The sequence below is a fragment of the Lysobacter sp. Root690 genome (assembly GCF_001427785.1).
In the GTDB taxonomy this organism is placed as follows: domain Bacteria; phylum Pseudomonadota; class Gammaproteobacteria; order Xanthomonadales; family Xanthomonadaceae; genus Lysobacter.
Genome location: NZ_LMHM01000001.1, coordinates 55,531 through 74,467, shown reverse-complemented (window position 1 = coordinate 74,467; position 18,937 = coordinate 55,531). Strand labels below are relative to the sequence as shown.

General features: G+C 67.5%; 15 protein-coding genes and 1 riboswitch. Of the genes, 12 read left to right on the top strand and 3 right to left on the bottom strand.

From position 1 onward, the window contains the following. Positions 1-122: 122 nt before the first annotated feature. The 3 genes from ASD86_RS00305 to ASD86_RS00290 all read right to left on the bottom strand — a co-directional run bounded on the left by ASD86_RS00305 (position 123) and on the right by ASD86_RS00290 (position 6,415). Complete coding sequence (locus ASD86_RS00305) at positions 123-2,171, bottom strand: amidohydrolase family protein (protein ID WP_056105746.1); 2,049 nt, start codon at positions 2,169-2,171, stop codon at positions 123-125. Positions 2,172-2,339: 168 nt separating this feature from the next. Next, positions 2,340-4,721, bottom strand: a complete 2,382-nt coding sequence (locus ASD86_RS00300) for a TonB-dependent receptor (protein ID WP_056105744.1) — start codon at positions 4,719-4,721, stop codon at positions 2,340-2,342. Between the two features lie 938 nt (positions 4,722-5,659). Beyond that, on the bottom strand, positions 5,660-6,415 hold the full coding sequence (locus tag ASD86_RS00290; protein ID WP_056105741.1) for an SDR family oxidoreductase: 756 nt from the start codon (positions 6,413-6,415) through the stop codon (positions 5,660-5,662). Between the two features lie 143 nt (positions 6,416-6,558). After that, positions 6,559-6,820, top strand: a riboswitch (cobalamin riboswitch). A gap of 223 nt (positions 6,821-7,043) precedes the next feature. Here ASD86_RS00290 and btuB point away from each other — a divergent pair. The 12 genes from btuB (at position 7,044) to ASD86_RS00230 (ending at position 18,905) form a co-directional block, all read left to right on the top strand. Next, on the top strand, positions 7,044-8,873 hold the full coding sequence (btuB, locus tag ASD86_RS00285; RefSeq protein ID WP_235567621.1) for a TonB-dependent vitamin B12 receptor: 1,830 nt from the start codon (positions 7,044-7,046) through the stop codon (positions 8,871-8,873). 56 nt (positions 8,874-8,929) lie between these two features. Next, positions 8,930-9,520 (top strand): hypothetical protein, encoded by a 591-nt coding sequence (locus ASD86_RS00280; RefSeq protein WP_056105737.1) that lies wholly within the window; start codon positions 8,930-8,932, stop codon positions 9,518-9,520. Between the two features lie 120 nt (positions 9,521-9,640). Next, entirely contained in the window at positions 9,641-10,198 is a 558-nt protein-coding gene (locus ASD86_RS00275) for a hypothetical protein (RefSeq protein WP_235567648.1), read from the top strand. After that, on the top strand, positions 10,195-10,836 hold the full coding sequence (gene cobO / locus ASD86_RS00270; RefSeq protein ID WP_082577936.1) for a cob(I)yrinic acid a,c-diamide adenosyltransferase: 642 nt from the start codon (positions 10,195-10,197) through the stop codon (positions 10,834-10,836). The genes ASD86_RS00275 and cobO overlap by 4 nt, the downstream gene beginning before the upstream one ends. Before the next feature lie 86 nt (positions 10,837-10,922). Then, a complete protein-coding gene (locus ASD86_RS00265; RefSeq protein ID WP_056106976.1) occupies positions 10,923-12,230 on the top strand; it encodes a cobyrinate a,c-diamide synthase in 1,308 nt (435 codons plus the stop codon). After that, positions 12,227-13,165 (top strand): adenosylcobinamide-phosphate synthase CbiB, encoded by a 939-nt coding sequence (gene cbiB, locus ASD86_RS00260; protein WP_056105735.1) that lies wholly within the window; start codon positions 12,227-12,229, stop codon positions 13,163-13,165. The genes ASD86_RS00265 and cbiB overlap by 4 nt, the downstream gene beginning before the upstream one ends. Positions 13,166-13,335: 170 nt before the next feature. Continuing rightward, the gene (gene cobD / locus ASD86_RS00255) at positions 13,336-14,334 is read left to right on the top strand and encodes a threonine-phosphate decarboxylase CobD (RefSeq protein WP_056105733.1); all 999 of its coding nucleotides are present in this window, start codon (positions 13,336-13,338) and stop codon (positions 14,332-14,334) included. Then, positions 14,331-15,818 (top strand): cobyric acid synthase, encoded by a 1,488-nt coding sequence (locus ASD86_RS00250; protein WP_056105731.1) that lies wholly within the window; start codon positions 14,331-14,333, stop codon positions 15,816-15,818. The genes cobD and ASD86_RS00250 overlap by 4 nt, the downstream gene beginning before the upstream one ends. After that, positions 15,806-16,324, top strand: a complete 519-nt coding sequence (gene cobU, locus ASD86_RS00245) for a bifunctional adenosylcobinamide kinase/adenosylcobinamide-phosphate guanylyltransferase (protein WP_056105729.1) — start codon at positions 15,806-15,808, stop codon at positions 16,322-16,324. The genes ASD86_RS00250 and cobU overlap by 13 nt, the downstream gene beginning before the upstream one ends. Positions 16,325-16,410: 86 nt before the next feature. After that, on the top strand, positions 16,411-17,466 hold the full coding sequence (gene cobT / locus ASD86_RS00240; protein WP_056106974.1) for a nicotinate-nucleotide--dimethylbenzimidazole phosphoribosyltransferase: 1,056 nt from the start codon (positions 16,411-16,413) through the stop codon (positions 17,464-17,466). A 60-nt stretch (positions 17,467-17,526) separates the two neighbouring features. Beyond that, positions 17,527-18,165, top strand: a complete 639-nt coding sequence (locus ASD86_RS00235; RefSeq protein WP_082577935.1) for a histidine phosphatase family protein — start codon at positions 17,527-17,529, stop codon at positions 18,163-18,165. Beyond that, a complete protein-coding gene (locus tag ASD86_RS00230) occupies positions 18,162-18,905 on the top strand; it encodes an adenosylcobinamide-GDP ribazoletransferase (RefSeq protein ID WP_056105726.1) in 744 nt (247 codons plus the stop codon). The genes ASD86_RS00235 and ASD86_RS00230 overlap by 4 nt, the downstream gene beginning before the upstream one ends. Positions 18,906-18,937 lie beyond the last annotated feature (32 nt).

Genomic DNA, 18,937 nt, shown 5'->3' with positions numbered 1-18,937 from the left:
GGCCCGCGCTTGCGGGCCGTTTTTTTGCGTGGGGTATCAACGCAATAGCGGTTCGCGCCGTCCCGGCATGGGCTCCCTGTAGGAGCGGCGCGAGCCGCGACCGCGAAATCCGCAAGCCGGCGTTACTTCCCGCCAGCCACGGCCTTGCGCGGCTGAATCCCCAACGCCTTTTCGATCTGCGCCGGATCGAAGCGCTTGCCACCCTTGAACACCGCATCGACCTTGCGGATGTCCTCCATGTCGCGGATCGGGTCGCCGTCGATCAATACCAGGTCGGCGAGCTTGCCCGGGGCGATCACGCCGCGGTCCTTGTCCACCCCGAGCACCTGCGACGGGGTCAGGGTCGCCATGCGCAACACCTCGGCGTTGGGAATGCCGGCGCGCGAATAGATCGCCAGTTCCGAATGCAGCATGTAACCGGCCAGCGCATCGGTGCCGGGGAGGATGGTCACGCCGGCGTCGTACAGCGCCTTGAGCAGCCGCATCATCGCCGGGAACGATTGCGCGTAGGCGTGCTCCTCGCCCTTCGGCGCTTTGAGCGCGCCCCAGCTGAGGTTGCGCTGCGCCTGCGGCGGCAGGCGCGAGGCCACCGTCTTCAAACCGGGCGGGACCTTGTCGGCCGGGTTGCCGGCGAACAGATCCTCTCCAATGCCCATGGTCGGATCGAGCACGGTGTGGTGGCGCTTGAGGAACTCGATGAATTCGCGCACCTCGGGTTTTTCCGGCGGGAACTCGGCGGCGTGCGCGGCGACTTCGGTCAGCCGCTTCATGGTGTGGGTCTCCTGCACGCGCGGGTACATGAAGTTGAGTTCGACGAACAGCAGGTGCTGCAATTCGTCGGCGCCGCCTTCGATGAATTGCCGCGCCGACATATACGCCGGCACGTGGCCGCTGTAACGCAAGCCGCGCGCGTGGGCGCGATCGGCGATCACCGACACCAGCTCGGGTTTCAGCGAGGAATAACTCTTGATCTGCATGTAGCCGTGGTCGGCGTACCAGTCGACCGCCTTGATCGCTTCGGCCGGCGTGGCGACCAGCATCTTGGTCGGGCCGGCGTAGGGGCCGGGGCCGTCGATGAATCCGGCGTACAGCACGCGCGGGCCGATCTCGGTGCCGGCGTCGAAGCGCTTGACCTTCTCCAGAAATGCGTCGGTGTTGTTGGCCACATCGCGCGCGCTGGTGATGCCATTGGCGATGTCGAGCGCGCCGTCCGCATCGGAGTAGTGCTTGTGCACGTCCCACAGACCCGGCATCAGGAAACGGTTGCCGGCGTCGAACACTTCGGCGTCAGGCGGGGCCTTGATCGCGCTGTCGGCGGCGACCCGCACGATGCGTTCGTTCTCGATCAGCACGCTGGTGTTCGGCGTCACCGTCAGGTCGCGCGGGTCGTACAGGCGCGCGTTGCGGATCAGCAGCGGGCCCTTGGGCGCGTGCGCGAGTTCGCGCGCGAGCTTGAGCGACCACTGCGCCGCGGCGCGTTCCTGGAATTCGATCAGCTTGGGCAATGAATCCAGGTATTCCGGCGCGATCACCGAGACCCAACCGGAGGCCATGATCAAGGCAGCGGTATTTCCCTGCGCATCCAGCCACACCGAACCGGGCGTGTAATCCAAGCCGCTGATGCGATACAGCGACAACGTCGAAGCGCCGTTCTTGGTGGTTACATCGAAGGTGCCGGCAGCTTCCAGCCGCGCCTCGCCGGCCGGCAGCAGCGCCAAGGTGTGGTCGGGCGCCTTGAGCAAGGCGCGCGCGAGCACGCCCTGCATTTCCGGTGGCGCGTTGAGCGGCAGATAGAACGCCGGCGTGGTCAGGGCTTTCTCACCGCTCTCGCTGTCGTTCTTCCAGCTCGCCTTGCCATCGCGCAGGCTGAAACGCTCATGCACCGGCACCTGCAAATAGTTGTGGCCTTCGGCATCGAACTCGATCGGCAGGCCGGCCGCGTCCAGGCTCCAGCGGGTCTTGGTGTGATCGCCGCGGCCGCGATCCTTGAACTGGTACTCGACCCGGGTGCTGCCGTCGGCGGCGGTGTCGACGCTCTGTCCGCCGGCCGGCTTGCCCTGCATCAGCACGGTCTGTTGTTGCTTGCCGGCGGGCGCGGCGATTGCATTGGAAATGCTCAGGGACAGCAACAACGGGACGAGCGACAGCAACAGCGGAGCGGTCGGACGCATGGTGACCTCGTGGCTTGGCCTGCGAATCGGGACGGGACGTGTGCGGCGGGTGCCGCGACAGTCCTCGTGTATAGCCGATCCGCGCCGCTGCGGAATGTGCCGTGGTGAACAAGAAACGGCCCGGGGTCACCGGGCCGTTTGCTTACGCGAGAACCTGCGGTCGCGGACTCACCACTTGTAGCCGATCTTGAAATAACCGAACGCGCCGTTGAAGCCATACGGCGAGGCGGTGTTGTACGGCAGGTAGTTGCGGGTGCCGCGCACCAGCTTGGATTCGTCCGGGTACTCGTTGAGGACGTTGTCGCCGCCGAGGGTGAATTCCCAGTTGTTCAAGCGATAGCTCGCGGCCAGGTCGAGGGTCCAGCTGGCGCCGAAGGTCTGGTCCTGCAGCGGGTCGCTCGCGTGCAGTTCGGTGAATTCGCCGTAGCGGGTCGCGGTGGCGTTGAAGCCCCAGTTGCCGGTCTTCCAATCGCCGGCGAGAAAGAACTTGTCCTTCGGTGCGCCCTTGGTGATGCGACCGATCTCGGTGCGGCCGATGCGCACCGCATTGGGATCGATCGCCGCCAGCCGCGCCGGGTTCGGCGCGATCTTGTCGATCTCGGTCTTGGAGTAGTTGTAGCCAAGCGTGAGGTTGAATTTGCCCGAGTCCAGATCCCACGCCTGCGTCGCCACCACATCGATACCTTGCGTATCGGTATCCACCGCATTGGTGAAATAGCGTCCGCCGCCGATGCCCGGATAGCCGTTGGCCTGCAGATAATTGCGCACCGCGGTGCTGGTCAGGTTTTCCGACAGCAGGATGCGGTCCTCGACTTCGATCTTGTACGCATCGACGGTGATGTACAGGCCGTCGGCCGGCTGCAGCACCAGACCGAGGCTGTAGTTGGTCGATTCCTCGGCCTTGAGCGCTTCCGAGCCCAGCGCGACCGCGGCCGGGTTGTCGACCCGGAACGTGCCGATTTCATACGGCACGCCGCTGATGAAATTGGTCGCGATCGACTGGAAGAACTGCTGCTGCAGCGACGGCGCGCGGAAACCGGTCGAAGCGGTGGCGCGCAGCGCGACCTTGTCGGTGAAGGCGTAGCGCGCCGACAACTTGCCCGAGGTGGTGTCGCCGAAGTCGCTGTAGCTTTCGAAGCGCGCGGCCACGCCGGCGGAGAATTTCTCGGTCAGATCGGCTTCGGCGTCGATGTACGCTGAATAGCTGTGGCGATCGAAGTTGCCGGCATCGCTGGCGCGGAAACCGGAGAACACCTGCGCGCCGGGAATGATCTGGCCGTTGGACGCCGGCACCCCGCCGTTGGCGTACGACAGCGGCTCGCCGGCGCGTTCGGAGAATTCCTCGCCGCGCCACTCCGCGCCCCAGGCGAAGGTCACCGGGTATTGCCAGCCGAAATCGATCGACTTGGTGAAGTCGAGGTTGAGCACGTGCTGGGTGACTTCGAGCGCGCCGGCGTAGAAGTTGGTCGGCGAGGTCGGGCCGAGGCTGCGGTTGAGGGTGTTCTCGATATCGAAGGTCAGGCCGTTGTGGCCGTAGTTGTAGCTCAGGTCGATCTGGGTGCCGCCGGCGGTTTCGCTGCGCAGGCCGACCACCGCGGCGCGGTCCTTGCTGATGTTGTGGATCTGCGGCAGGAAACCATTGGGATAGATCGACGGGATGTTGCGCGGATCGCCGGCGAAGCGGAAATAACCGTTGGAGAGCACGTCGCGCTTGCTGTAGCTGCCGAACGAATAGAAGGTCAGGTAATCGGTCGGACTGTATTCGCCGTTGTACGAGATCGCGCCCTGGTCGATTTCAGGATCGCCGTAGCGCTGTTCGACCACGCCCTGGAACGGACGCGCGCGGTTGGTCTGGTCCTGATGGCCGCCCTGCGCGGCGAGGTGCAGCTTGCCGTTTTCGCCGAGCTTGAAACCGGCGTCGCCGGACAACTGGTACTGCTCGCCGTCGCCGGCGCTGTACTGGCCGTAGCGCGCGGCGATGCTGCCGCCCGAATCGCTGCCCTTGAGCACGATGTTGACCACGCCGGCGATCGCGTCGGAGCCGTACTGGGCCGAGGCGCCGTCGCGCAGCACTTCCACGCGTTCGATCGAAGCGATCGGGATCGCGTTGAGATCGACCGGCGAGGAACCGCGACCCTGGCTGCCGTTGAGGTTGATCAGCGCGGTGGTGTGGCGGCGCTTGCCGTTGACCAGCACCAGCACCTGATCGGGCGCGAGGCCGCGCAACTGCGCCGGACGCACCGCGTCGGTGCCGTCGGTGATCGCCGGGCGCGGGAAGTTCAGCGAGGGCAGGGCGCGGGCGAGCGCGCTGGCCAGTTCGACCGTGCCGGTGGCTTCCAGGGTTTCGGGGGTGATGATGTCGATCGGCGCGGTGGACTCGGCCACGGTGCGGTCGGAGACGCGGGTACCGGTGACGATGACTTGGTCGAGGGTCTTGGGATCGCTGCGCGGAGCGGGGTCCTGGGCCTGGGCGACGGACGCGGACAGGGCGAGCAGCAGGCCGAGGGCCAGAGGGTGGCGCGGACCGGCTGGGGTGCGGCGGACGGGCATGACGACTCCTTGCAGGGGGATGACAGCGATGTCATTGGGTTTAACACGGTTATAACAAGTCGGTCAATAAAGCGGCCAGAATCTGGCTAACGCAAGTAGTTAAAAGGTGCTAGGCGTCTTGGATTCGGGATTCGGGATTCGGGATTCGGGATTCGGGATTCGGGATTCGGGATTCGGGAATGGGGAATGGGAAATGGGGAATCGGAAGAGCAAGAGCGGTTGCGGCGCGAGCGGGTCGATCAACGCGACTTGTGGCAAAGGGCGTCATTGCAGTTGCGCCACGACGTCCGCCGACTCGCTTTTGCTCGTCATTCCCGCGAACGCGGGAATGACGGTAGGGGAGGACATGGATATCTGGCCGATCATCGCGCTCTCGCTTTTAGACTCTCGGCTCTCGACATTCCACTCCTCACTCCCGACCGCCGATCTGCTTTTGCTCGTCATTCCCGCGAACGCGGGAATCCAGTGACTTGAGCGTGGGTCCGTGACGCGAGATCGTCTCCGTTGTCTCGTCAAAGTCACTGGATTCCCGCCTTCGCGGGAATGACGGTAGGGGAGGGCGTGGATATCTGGCCGATTACCACGTTTCTCGCTTGTAAGACTCTCGGCTCTCGGCATTCCACGCCTCACTCCCTCACTCCCTCACTCCCGACCGCCGATCTGCTTTGTTCGTCATTCCCGCGAAGGCGGGAATCCAGTGACTTGAACTTAGGCTCGGGCCGCGACGTCGTCTGCGTTGTCTCGTCAAAGTCACTGGATTCCCGCGTTCGCGGGAATGACGGCACGTAGGTACGCAGCAGCAGTCCGGTCACCGCGCCCTCCGCTTTCGCCAATCCCAAATCCCGAATCCCGAATCCCCGCCCCAATAAAAAACGCCGGGCCGCAACAAACGCGAACCCGGCGTCCGGAAGAAGAAGCGCGGCGCGCGGCCGCGACGCTCAGCTGATCAGCGCGCCGCCGTCGACGTCGATCACCGTGCCGGTGACGAAGGCGTTGTCGATCGCGAACAGATAGGCCGAGGCGATCTCGTCGGCGCTGCCGACCCGGCCGACCGGCAGCCGGTCGCCGACCCGCGCCAGCATCGCCATGCGCGCCGTCGGCTCCAGGCCGTTGTAGCTGTCGCTGTCGGTCAGGCCGGGGCTGACCGCGTTGACCCGCAGCGGCGCCAGTTCGCGCGCCAGCACCTTGACGCTGGCTTCCAGCGCGGCGTTGATCAGGGTGCGGCCGAGCGCGCCCGGGGTGGCCTTGCGCGCGACGATGCCGGTGGTCAGGGTCACGCTGCCGTTGCGGCTCAGGTAGGGCAGGGCCAGCTGCACCGCCTGGATCGAACCCCACAGCTTGCGTTCGAACGCCAGCCGCACCTCGTCCAGGTCCAGCTCGGCCAGGCGCAGGCCCGGCGAAGGCGCGCTGGCGGTGATGACCAAGTGGTCGATCTGGCCGGCGTGGTCGAACAGGCGGCGCAGGCTGTCGGTGTCTTCGAGCAGGGCCTGATGGGTCTCGATATCCGACTTGGCCAGCGGCCGCAGGCTTTGCGCGGTGGCTTCCAAGCCCGGCAGATCGCCGCAGGCGAGCATCAGCTCACCGCGACGGCGCGACAAACGTGCCGAGACCGCACGGCCGATGTTCGACTGCGCACCGATCACCAGACTGCGGACGATCGGCGCGGGGCTTAGGCGGACATGGGCTGCGCTCATGGCGTGGCTCGGTTTACGAAGAATGTGCCTATCCTGCGCAACGGCCGGAAGTGGATGAATCAGACGCGTCCGAAATGTGCCCATAACTTCCTAAATGAACACGGCGACGCCCATACCGTGGCGTTTGTGTGGGACGCCGCTGCTAAGATGCCCGCGCTCAAGGTGATCGCCGACACGGTTCGGCGATTGAAACGGGAATCCGGTCGCGTCGCTGTCGTTCGTCAGCGCGTTCAAGCCGGAGCTGCCCCCGCAACGGTAGGCGAGTAGACGTAGCGCAATCGGCCACTGTGTTTCGACACGGGAAGGCGCGTTACGGAAGAGGCGGCATCGCTCGGTCCAACAACGACCGCGCCGGCCGCGCTTCGCTCGCAAGCCCGGAGACCGGCCCGGAGCGCGAACCGACAGGCGGAGGGCCGGTCTCGGGCGTCGTGCCTCCGCGCGTGCCCGCGTTGCATCCCCCGCATGTCACGACCCTGTCTGGACCGCGCGGGTGAGGCGCGGCCGTGGAGACCTGCCAGTGACTTTGCGTACCCGTTCCTTTTCGTGCCTGCGATGTGTGCCGTCGTCGGCGTCCACGTTGCGTGCGCATGGCTTTCGCCATTCTGCGACCGCCGGCCTCGGCCTTGCCTTGAGCCTCTGCGCGCTGCCCGCATTCGCCGCGCCCGCCGCGGTCGACCTGGATCAGGTGATAGTGACCGCCACCCGCACCGCGCAGACCCAGGACGCGACCCTGGCGGCGGTGACCGTGATCGATCGCGATGAGATCGACCGGCGCCAGCCGTCCTCGCTGCCGGAGCTGTTGCGTGGCACCCCGGGCGCTTCCCTGGCCAACAACGGCGGCGCCGGCAAATCGACTTCGCTGTTCCTGCGCGGCACCGAATCCGATCACGTGCTGGTGCTGATCGACGGTATCAAGATCGGTTCGGCGACCAGCGGCGGCGCCTCGCTGCAGGACATTCCGGTCGAGCAGATCGAGCGCATCGAAATCGTGCGCGGGCCGTTCTCCAGCCTGTACGGGTCCGAGGCGATCGGCGGCGTCATCCAGATCTTCACCCGCCGCCCGCAAGGCCCGTTCGCGCCGAGTTTCGGCGTGTCAATCGGCAGCAACGCGACCCGTCGCGCGAGCGCCGGCGTGGCCGGCAAGGGCGAGCGCGGCTGGTACTCGATCAACGCCGCGCACGAACAGACCGACGGCATCAACGCCTGCCGCGGCAAGCCTTCGCCGGGTGGCGCGGGCTGCTTCACCAATTCGCCCGATCGCGACGGTTATCGCAACAGCTCGCTGACCATGCAGGGCGGTTATCGCTTCAACGATCAGTGGGACGGCGAAGCGCGGCTGTTCCGCGCCGAAGGCAACAACCACTACGACGGCAGCCAGAACAACGAGGCCGATAACGTCCAGCAGGTGGCCGGCGCCAAGCTGCGTTACAAACCCAGCGAGCGGGTGACTCTGACCGCCAATGCCGGCCACAGCGCCGATTTGAGCGACACCTACAAGAACGGCAAGTACTCCAGTACCTTCGATACCCGTCGCCAACTGGGCTCGGTGCAGGGCGATTTCGGCATCGGCGCGGGTCTGTTGAGCGTCGGCTTCGATTGGCAACGCGACGAAGTCGAGAGCAACACCGCCTATGCGCGCGACCGCCGCATCCTGCGCGGCGCCTTCGCGCAGTGGCAGCAGAGCTTCGGCGCGCATGCGCTGCAGGCCAGCCTGCGCCGCGACGACGACAGCCAGTTCGGCGGGCAAACCACCGGCAGCGCGCTGTGGGGCTGGGATCTGAGCGAATCGCTACGGCTGACCGCGAGCTACGGCACCGCATTCAAGGCGCCGACCTTCAACGAGCTGTATTACCCCGGCTACGGCAACCCGCGGGTGCAACCGGAAACTTCGCGCAGCGTCGAAGTCGGCCTGCGCGGCACCCACGGTGCGCAGCGCCAGCACGTGTGGTCGCTCAACGCGTTCCAGACCCGGGTCGACGACCTGATCGCCTACGACGCCTCGATCGGCGCGCCGGGCAATGTCGACCGCGCGCGCATCCGCGGCCTGGAGGCGGTGCTCGATACCCGACTGGCGCAGTGGGATCTGCGCGCCAGCGCGACCTGGTTGGACCCGCGCAACGACAGCCCCAACGCCTATCGCGACAACTATCTGCCGCGGCGCGCTCGGCACAGCGCGCGGGTCGATGCCGATCGCCGTTTCGACATCGATGGCGCATCGTCCTGGTCGCTCGGCGCCAGCGTCTATGCCGCCGGCGAGCGCTACGACGAACTGGCCAATACCCGCCGCCTGGGCGGCTACGCGCTGACCGATCTGCGCCTGGGCTATGCCATTGACGCGGCCTGGAGCCTGCAACTGTCGGCCAACAACGTCTTCGATCGCCGTTATGAAACCGCCGCCTTCTACAATCAACCCGGTCGCAACTATCTGTTGAGTCTGCGTTACCGCCCCTCCCGCTGACGGATCAGCATCCCGCCGGCCGCCCGCGCGGCCGGTTCGCAACGAGAGAGCCGCCGATGAACCTTCCGTCCCGTCCCGTGCAATACGGCCTGTTCGCGGCCTTGCTGACGCTGATGCTCGCCACCCGCTTCCATCATTTCGGCGATGCGCTGCATCTGCCCGATGCCTCGATGGCGGTGTTCTTTCTCGGCGGTCTGTATCTGCGTCGGCATGCGGCGTTCGTCGGCTACCTGCTGGCGGCGGTGGCGATCGACTACATCGCGATCACCGGCCGCGGCCTGAGCTTCTTCCAGCACTACTGCGTGACGCCGTCGTACGCGTTCCTGCTGCTCGCCTACGCGGTGCTGTGGTACGCCGGCCGGTTGTACGCGCCGCACATGGCGGCGCGCCCGCGCGCCTTGCTCGGCGGGCTCGGTGTGGCCTTGCTGGCGGCCAGCGTGTCGTTCCTGATTTCCAACGGCGCGTTTTATTGGTGGGGTGGACGCTATCCGCAGCCGCATTTCGCCGAGTACATCGAGCGGGTGTGGAAGTGGGGCCCGTTGTTCGTGCGCACCACGCTTGGGTATGTCGCCGCGGGTTTCTTCGCCCATGCGCTGATCGCGCGTTATGCGCGGCCCCGCGACGCGCGTCCGCTGGCCGAGGCTTGATCGTCCCGGCCGCGTTCGTGCCGTCGTTGGCGGCGTCGTTGTTCGAACCCGATCTTCACGGAGCCTGATATGTCGACGATCGATCCCGTTGTCTCCACCGGACTGCCGCTGCGTTCGCGCATGGCTCAGTTCGTCGCCGGCCTTGCCCTGGCGGCGCTGATGATCTGCACCCGCGGCCAGCATTTCGCCACGGTCGATGCCTTGCCAAGCGCGTCGTGGGCGGTGTTCTTCCTGGCCGGCGCGCTGCTGCGCCCGGGCTGGATCTTCCCGGCCTTGTTCGTGCTGTCGTCGCTGCTGGATCTGGCCAGCTTGGCGCTGGGCCGGGTCACCGACTGGTGCCTGTCGCCGGCGTACTGGGCGCTGGCCCTCGCCTACGGCGTGCTGTGGCTCGGTGGACGCTATTACGCGCGGCTGCATCGCGATCACTGGAGTACCGTGCCGCGGCTGGTGCTGGTGCTGCTGGCGACCTCGGTGGTGGCGTATCTGATCTCGAAGGGCGGCTTCTATTTTCTGTCGGGCCGTTATCCCGATGCTTCGCTGGCCGGTTTCATCGATCGGATTCCGCGGTATTACCCGCGCACGCTCGGCACCCTGGCCGGTTACGTCGGCGCCGGTTTCCTCGCCTATGCGGTGGTCCGTTTCGCCCATATCCGCCAACGCAGCGGAGCGGCCGCATGAGCGCCGGCAGCGAAGACAGCAAGGATCGTGCCGGCTTTGCCGCGAGCAGCGACGAACGCCATCGCGAGCGCATGCAGCGCAAGAAGGAATTGATCGACCGCAAGATCGCGCGCGCGACCATCGAGCGCGGCGTGCTGGTGGTCAACACCGGCAACGGCAAGGGCAAGAGTTCGTCCGGGTTCGGCATGCTCGCGCGCTCGCTGGGCCATGGTTTCCAGTGCGGCGTGGTGCAGTTCATCAAGGGAAGCTTCTCGACCGGCGAGGAAGCGTTCTTCCGCCGTTTCGAGGAACTGGACTATCACGTAATGGGCGAAGGCTTCACCTGGGAAACCCAGGACAAGGAGCGCGACATCCGCGCCGCGCAGTCGGCCTGGGCGATCGCCGCGCGCATGCTGGCCGATCCGGGTTACGACTTCGTCCTGCTTGATGAGTTGAACATCGCCCTGGCGCATCGCTACATCGCGCTGGACGACGTGCTCGCCGCGGTCGCGGCGCGGCCGCCGCAACAGCACGTGGTCATCACCGGACGCGGCGCGCCCGATGCGCTGATCGAAGCGGCCGATACCGTGACCGACATGCGCGTGGTCAAGCATGCGTTCAAGGCGGGGATCAAGGCGCAGAAGGGGATTGAGTTGTGAAGCCGGGATTGGGGATTGGGGATTCGGGATTCGAAAAAGCGGATGCTTCGGCATCTGCCGTTGCTTCTGCAAATCTCCAATCTCGAATCCCCAATCCCGCGGGCGGCAACGCCCGTTGCCCGGCGCTGCTCGTGTCCGCTCCCGCCTCCGGCCAAGGCAAGACCAGCGTCACCGCCGCGATCGCCCGCTGGCATGCGCGGCAGGGGCGGCGGGTGCGGGTGTTCAAGACCGGGCCGGACTTTCTCGATCCGATGGTGCTCGAACGCGCCAGCGGTCACTGCGTGCAGCAGCTCGATCTGTGGATGTGCGGCGAAGCCGACGTGCGCGCGCGTCTGCATGCGGCGGCGCGCGAGGCCGACCTGATCCTGATCGAAGGGGTGATGGGGCTGTTCGACGGCAATCCATCGAGCGCCGATCTGGCCCAGGCCCTCGGCGTGCCGGTGCTGGCGGTGATCGACGGATCGGCGATGGCGCAGACCTTCGGCGCGCTCGCCACCGGTCTGGCGCGTTATCGCGAAGGTTTGACGGTCTACGGTGTCGCCGCCAATCGCATCGGCAGCGCGTATCACGTGCAGTTGCTGCGCGAGAGTCTGCCGGATGATTTGCGCTGGCTCGGCGCGTTGTCGCGCGATCCGGCGCTGGCCTTGCCCGAGCGCCATCTGGGGCTGGTCGCGGCGGGCGAACTGGGCGATATCGATGCGCGTCTGGATGCGCTCGCCGACGCCTGGGGCGCGCACGCCGATGCCGAATTGCCGCCGCCGGTGGAGTTCGCGGCGAGCGAGCCCGTGCAAGTGCCGCCGCTGCTGCGCGGCCGGCGCATCGCGATCTCCCGCGATGCCGCGTTCTGTTTCGTTTACCCGGCCAATCTGCAGCTGCTGATCGACGCGGGCGCCGAATGCATCGCGTTTTCGCCGATCGCGGGCGACAGCCTGCCCGACTGCGATGCGGTCTGGTTGCCCGGTGGTTATCCCGAACTGCATCTGCCGGCGCTGTCGGCCAATGCGGCCTTGCGCGAGGCGCTGCACGCGCATCGCGATGCGGGCAAGCCGATCCTCGCCGAGTGCGGCGGCTTGTTGTACGCGCTCGATAGGTTGAGCGACCGCGAAGGCAATTCCGGTGCGATGGCCGGTTTGTTGCGCGGGCATGCGCAGATTCAGCCGCGCATGGCCGCGCTGGGCTTGCAGTCGGTGGAGCTGCCCGAAGGCGTGCTGCGCGGGCATACCTTCCATTACGCCCAGGCGCAGATCGAGGCCGCGGCGATCGCGCAATCGACCAACCCCAACGGCGGGCCGAGCCGCGAAGCGCTGTATCGCGACCAGCGTCTGAGCGCGAGCTTCGTCCATTTCTATTTTCCGTCGAACCCGCAGGCCGCCGCGCGCTTGTTTCTGCCATGAACGCCGCGTCGCTGTCGGCCACGATGCTGTGCGGCGTGTTGCTGGACGCCTGGCTCGGCGAGCCGCGGCGGCTGCATCCGTTGATCGGTTTCGGCCGCCTCGCGCGCGCACTCGAAAGCGCCTTGCACGCCGACAGCCGCGCTCGCGGAATCATGGCCTGGTTGCTCGCGGTGGTGCCGTTGAGCGCGGCCGCATGGTGGCTGCAGCGCAATCTGTTCGCGTATTCGTTCTGGCTGGGCGCCGCGTACGCTGCGTTCGCGTTGTATCTGGCGATCGGTCTGCGCAGCCTGGACGAACACGCCGCGCCGGTGGCGGCGGCGTTACAGGCGGACGATCTGGCCGGCGCGCGCGCCGCGGTCGGGCGCATCGTCAGCCGCGATGTCGATGCGCTCGACGGCGAACGTGTCGCCGCGGCGGCGACCGAATCGGTGCTGGAAAACGGCAGCGACGCGGTGTTCGCCGCGTTGTTCTGGTTCGCCGTGTTCGGCCCGGCCGGCGCGGTCCTGTACCGGCTCGCCAACACGCTGGACGCGATGTGGGGCTATCGCACGCCGCGTTATGAACGTTTCGGCTGGGCGGCGGCGCGGATCGACGACGCGCTCAACCTGATACCCGCGCGCTTGACCGCGCTGACCTATGCCGCGCTCGGCGACACCGCGGCTGCGTGGCGTTGCTGGCGCACGCAGGCACGGCACTGGGACAGCCCGAACGCAGGACCGGTGATGGCGGCCGGCGCGGGTGCGCTGCGGGTTCGGCTGGGCGACGCGGCGCCGTATCACGGTGTGTGGGAAACACGGCCGCTGCTGGGCGAGGGCGATGCACCGAGCGCGGATTCGATTCGTCGCGCGTTGCGTCTGGTGAAGCGCGGCGTGGCGGTGTGGGTGGGTCTGTTCGTGCTGGCGGCCTGGACGGGATGGGCGTACGCGCATGTTTGAGCCGCGGCCGGGCTTGTCGAGCGAACGGATCGGTTCATCCCGAGGTTTTTTGTCGGCGGGGCTTTCAGACTCGACGGCTTTCAGTCGCAACGCGGCGGCTCAGTCGACAGCGGCGAGGCCAAAGCCGCGCCCACGAAAGACGTCGCGACATTCGCAAGGAACCCATCGCAATGCTTGAACACGGCGGCCGCTTGTTGCGCGCGGCACGGCAGTACGGCATCGCCGTGCAGGATTGGCTCGATCTGTCCACCGGCATCAACCCGGTGGCCTGGCCGGTGCCCGAGATACCCGCGCGCGCCTGGCACCGTTTGCCCGAAGACGACGATGGATTGATCGATGTCGCCCGCGCTTACTACGGCGCCGAATCGCTGTGGCCGGTCGCCGGCTCGCAGGCGGCGATCCAGGCGTTGCCCGAATTGCGTGCGGCCTCGACAGTCGGCGTGCTTGCGCCGGGCTATGCCGAACATGCGCAGGCCTGGAGGCGTTGCGGTCATCTCGTCGAACTGCGCGGTGCCGCCGAGTTGATCGCGCAGGCCGACGATTTCGATGTGATCGTGCTGATCCATCCCAACAACCCCGGCGGTGAGCGCTTCGAACGCGCGGCCTTGCTCGACCTGCACGCGCGGCTGGCCGCGCGCGGTGGCTGGCTGCTGATCGACGAAGCCTTCATGGACGCCACGCCCGAACTGAGCCTGTGCGGCGAGAGCGCGCGCGAAGGATTGATCGTGCTGCGCTCGGTCGGCAAGTTCTTCGGCTTGGCCGGCGCGCGCGCCGGTTTCGTCTGTGCGAACGAAGTTTTGCTGCAAGCGCTGCGCGAACGGCTCGGCCCGTGGACCGTCACCGGCCCGACCCGCCATGCGCTGCGGCACGCGCTGACCGATCGCGAGTGGCAGGCGACGATGCGCGCGCAATTGCTGGCGCAAGGCGAACGGCTGGCCGCCTTGTTGAGTGCGCACGGCCTGCGCGCCAGCGGCGGCTGCGCATTCTTCCAATGGCATCGCAACGACGAGGCGCTGGCGTTGCACGAAGCGCTGGCTCGTTGTGGGGTGTTCACCCGTTATTTCGAACAGCCGCGCAGCCTGCGTTTCGGCCTCCCGGACGACGAAGCGCAATGGCGGCGGCTCGACACGGCCCTGGCCGACGTCATGCACGAGAGGACGCAGCCATGACCGCGCGCGTAGTGATGATCCAAGGCTGCACCTCCGATGCCGGCAAGAGCGCGCTGGTGACCGCGCTGTGTCGCTGGCTGCATCGGCGCGGGGTCGCGGTGGCGCCGTTCAAACCGCAGAACATGGCGCTCAATTCGGCGGTGACCGCCGACGGCGGCGAGATCGGCCGCGCCCAGGCGGTGCAGGCGCAGGCGGCCGGACTGGCGCCGCATACCGATTTCAATCCGGTGCTGCTCAAGCCCAACAGCGACACCGGCGCGCAGGTGATCCTGCACGGCCGCGCGGTCGCCAACATGGATGCGCGCGGCTACCACGACTACAAGCGCATCGCGATGGACGCGGTGCTGCAATCGCATCGGCGTTTGGTAGACGGCTTCGACGCGGTCGTGGTCGAAGGCGCCGGCAGCCCGGCCGAGATCAACCTGCGCGCCAACGACATCGCCAACATGGGTTATGCCGAAGCGGTCGACTGCCCGGTGCTGTTGATCGCCGATATCGACCGCGGCGGCGTGTTCGCGCATCTGGTCGGAACGCTGGCCTTGCTGTCGGACAGCGAACGCGCGCGCATCGCCGGTTTCGTCATCAATCGCTTTCGCGGCGATATCGCCCTGCTGCAACCGGGCCTGGACTGGCTGGAACGCGAAACCGGCAAGCCGGTGATCGGGGTGTTGCCGTATCTGCACGGTCTGCATCTGGAGGCCGAGGACGCGTTGCCTCGCGAACGTGCGGGTGATGCGAACGCCACGGCGGGCGAACGCCTGCGGGTGGCGGTGCCGGCCTTGCCGCGGATCAGCAACCACAACGATTTCGATGCGCTGCGCGCGCATCCGCAGGTCGACTGCTGGTTCGTCGGTCCTGGCGAAACCCCGCCGCCGTGCGATCTGATCGTGCTGCCGGGTTCCAAGTCGACCCGCGCCGATCTGCAGTGGCTGCGGCGCAACGGCTGGGCGACCGCGATCGCGCGCCATCTGCGCTACGGCGGCAAGGTGATCGGGATCTGCGGCGGGTTGCAGATGCTCGGCCAGCGCATCAGCGATCCGCTCGGCATCGAAGGCGAGCCCGGCAGCGATGAAGGCCTGGCCTGGCTCGAACTCGACACGGTGCTGGAACCGGAAAAGCAACTGCGCAATGTGCGCGGTCGGCTGAACCTCGACGACGCTTGCGTGAGTGGTTACGAAATCCACTGCGGTGTCAGCACCGGCGCCGCGTTGCAGCGGCCGTGTCTGCGTTTCGACGACGGCCGCGCCGACGGCGCGATCTCTGCCGACGGCCGCATCCTTGGCAGCTACGTGCACGGTCTGTTCGACGAACCCGAAGCCTTGGCGGCGCTGGTGCGCTGGGCCGGATTGGCGCAGGCGCAGCCGCTGGACCTGCGCGGCTTGCGCGAAGCCGCGATCGATCGCCTTGCCGACGCGGTGCAGGCGCATCTGGATATCGCCCGGCTCGAAGCCCTGTTCGGATTGGAGGCCACATGCACAGCCTGATTCTCGGCGGCGCGCGCTCGGGCAAGAGTGCCTTGGCCGAACGCCTGGCCACGCCGTTCGCGGACGTGGTCTACATCGCCACCGCGCAGGCGCGCGACGCCGAGATGGGCGAGCGCATCGCCCATCATCGCGCGCGCCGTCCGGCCGAATGGGGCTGTATCGAAGAACCGATCGCCTTGGCCGGGACCTTGCGCATGCACGCGGCGCCGGGTCGCTGCGTGCTGGTGGATTGCCTGACCCTGTGGTTGAGCAATCTGCTGGGCGATCCGGATGGTGAAGCATTCGAGCGCGAACGCGAGGCCTTGCTGGCGACCTTGCCCGGATTGAACGGAACGGTGCTGCTCGTCAGCAACGAGGTCGGCCTCGGCGTGGTGCCGATGGGCGAGTTGACCCGCCGTTATGTCGACGAAGCCGGACGCCTGCATCAGGCGCTGGGCGCGCTGTGCGAGCGGGTGGTGTTCGTCGCCGCCGGCTTGCCGCTGGTATTGAAAGGTCCCGCGTTGTGAGCGCGGGACGCAACGAGTCGCACGGGAGCGAAGCAGTGAACGAGCCAATATCGAACCGATCGACCATCGCTGCGGACGCATGGTGGCTGCGGCCTTGCAAGCGTCCCGATGCGGACCTGCAGGCGCAGGCGCGCGCGCGTCAGGCGCAGTTGACTAAGCCGCCAGGATCGCTCGGCGTGCTCGAAGACCTCGCGGTGACCCTGGCCGGTCTGCAACACACGCCCAGCCCTGCGATCGACCGGGTCTGGATCAGCGTGTTCGCCGCCGATCACGGCGTCGCGGCCGAAGGCGTGTCGGCGTTTCCGCAGGCGGTGACCGGCGAGATGCTGCGCAACTTCACCGGCGGCGGCGCGGCGATCGCGGTGCTCGCGCGCGCGCTCGACGCGAACCTGGACGTGGTCGACCTGGGCACGGTCAACGATCCCGGCGCGGTGGCCGGCGTGCATCGGGCGGTGATCGCCGCGAGCACGCGCAATTTCTGCGAAGGCCCGGCGATGACCGAGGCCCAGTTGCACGCCGCGCTCGGCGCCGGCGCGGCCAGCGTGCGCGCCGCGCTCGATGCCGGCGCGCAGTTGTTCATCGGCGGCGAGATGGGCATCGCCAACACCACCTCGGCGGCGGCGCTGGCCAGCGCCTTGCTGCGGCGTTCGCCGTCCGACCTGACCGGCGCCGGCACCGGCCTGGACGCGAGCGGCATCGCCCACAAGATCGCGGTGATCGAACGCGCGCTGGCGCTGCATGCGCCGGCTGACAGCGATTGGGAACGGCTACGCCGGCTCGGCGGTTTCGAGATCGCCGCGCTGACCGGCGCGTATGTGGCCTCGGCCCAGGCCGGTTTGCCGGTTCTGGTCGATGGCTTCATCGCCAGCGTCGCCGCGCTGGCCGCGCAGCGGCTCAACCCGGGTTGCGGCGAGTGGCTGCTGTACGCGCATCGCTCGCACGAACGCGGCCACGCTGCGGTGCTCGAGGCCCTGCGGGCGCGGCCCTTGCTCGATCTGGGCATGCGCCTGGGCGAGGCCAGCGGCGCGGCGATGGCGGTGCCGTTGCTGCGCCTGGCCTGCGCGCTGCACAACGGCATGGCGACCTTCGCCCAGGCCGGCGTGTCCGGATCCAGTCACGAACCGGCCGCGCAACAGGCATGATGTGGCTCCCGCGATGAGCCCTCGCATCGCCATCGATCGCGCACAAGGAAAGGAGCTGCGATGAATTCGTCCACCACCACCCATATCGATCTGCTGCGGCACGGCGACACCGGCCACCGCAGCTACCGCGGTCAACTCGACGACGCCTTGCTCGAACTGGGTTGGCGGCAGATGCGCGACGCCGTGCTCGGGCGCGAGTGGGATGCGATCGTCAGCTCCCCGCTACAGCGCTGCGCGGCGTTCGCGCAGGAACTGGCGCAGTCGCGCGGTTTGCCGTTGGCGCTGGAACCGGCGCTGCGCGAATACCATTTCGGCGATTGGCAGGGCCGCACGGTCGACGCCATCGCCGCCGACGAAGGCGAAGCGCTGGCGCGGTTCTGGGCCGATCCGGTCGCGCATCCTCCGCCGGGCGCGGAGCGCTTCGTCGATTTCGCCACTCGTCTGACCGGCGCGGTCGGCGACTTGCTGCGCACCTACCCAGGCCGGCGCGTGCTGGTGGTGACCCACGGCGGCGTGATCCGCCTGCTGCGTTGTCTCGCCGCGGGCCGGCGTTATACCGATCTGCTCAATATCGATGTCGCGCATGCTTCGCTGCATGCCTTGCCGTGGCCGCCGAAACCGCTGCGGGACGCGGTCGATGTGCCGCGTAGCGATGACGCCCGCCACGATGCGGTACGGGCCGATCCGGTCGACGGCTGATGCAGGCCTTGCTCGCCGCGATCGGTTTTCTGACCCGAATTCCGGTGCCGGCGCGGGTGTTCGAACAAGCGCGCGCGCAATCGCGCTCGCTCATCTGGTATCCCGCGGTCGGGTTGTTGATCGGCGGCGTTCTGTGCGCGTTGGCCTGGGCGTTGCAGACGCGCCCGCCGCTGCTGTCGGCGGCGTTGTTGCTGACGGCGTGGGTCGCATTGACCGGCGCCTTGCATCTGGATGGTCTGGCCGACAGCGCCGATGCCTGGATCGGCGGCATGCGCGCCGATCCGGCCGCGAGTCGCGAACGCACGCTGGAAATCATGAAAGATCCGCGCAGCGGGCCGATCGGTGTGGTCGCGGTGGTGCTGGCGCTGCTGCTGAAATTCGCCGCGCTCGCAAGCCTGCCCGCGCCGGCATGGGCCGCGCTGTTGCTCGCGCCGTTGCTGGCGCGCACTGGGTTGACCCTGGCATTCCTGATGCTGCCGTACGTACGCAGCGGAGGTCTCGGCCAGTCGTTGGTGGATGCGCCACGCGCGGCGTGCTGGCTCGCGCTCGCGATCGCCGTCGGCGGCTGCGCCTTGGCCGGTTGGCGCGGCGGTCTGGCGGTCGCGGTCGCGGCGGTGGTGTTCGCGATCTGGCGTCGGGCCTGTCTGCGTCGCCTGCAGGGCATGACCGGCGATGCCTGCGGCGCCTTGACCGAACTCGTCGAAGCGGCGGTGTTGATCGCGCTGGCGTTGTCCTACTGAAGCGTCGGGTTGGGCAGCCGAGGGCGGGGCGC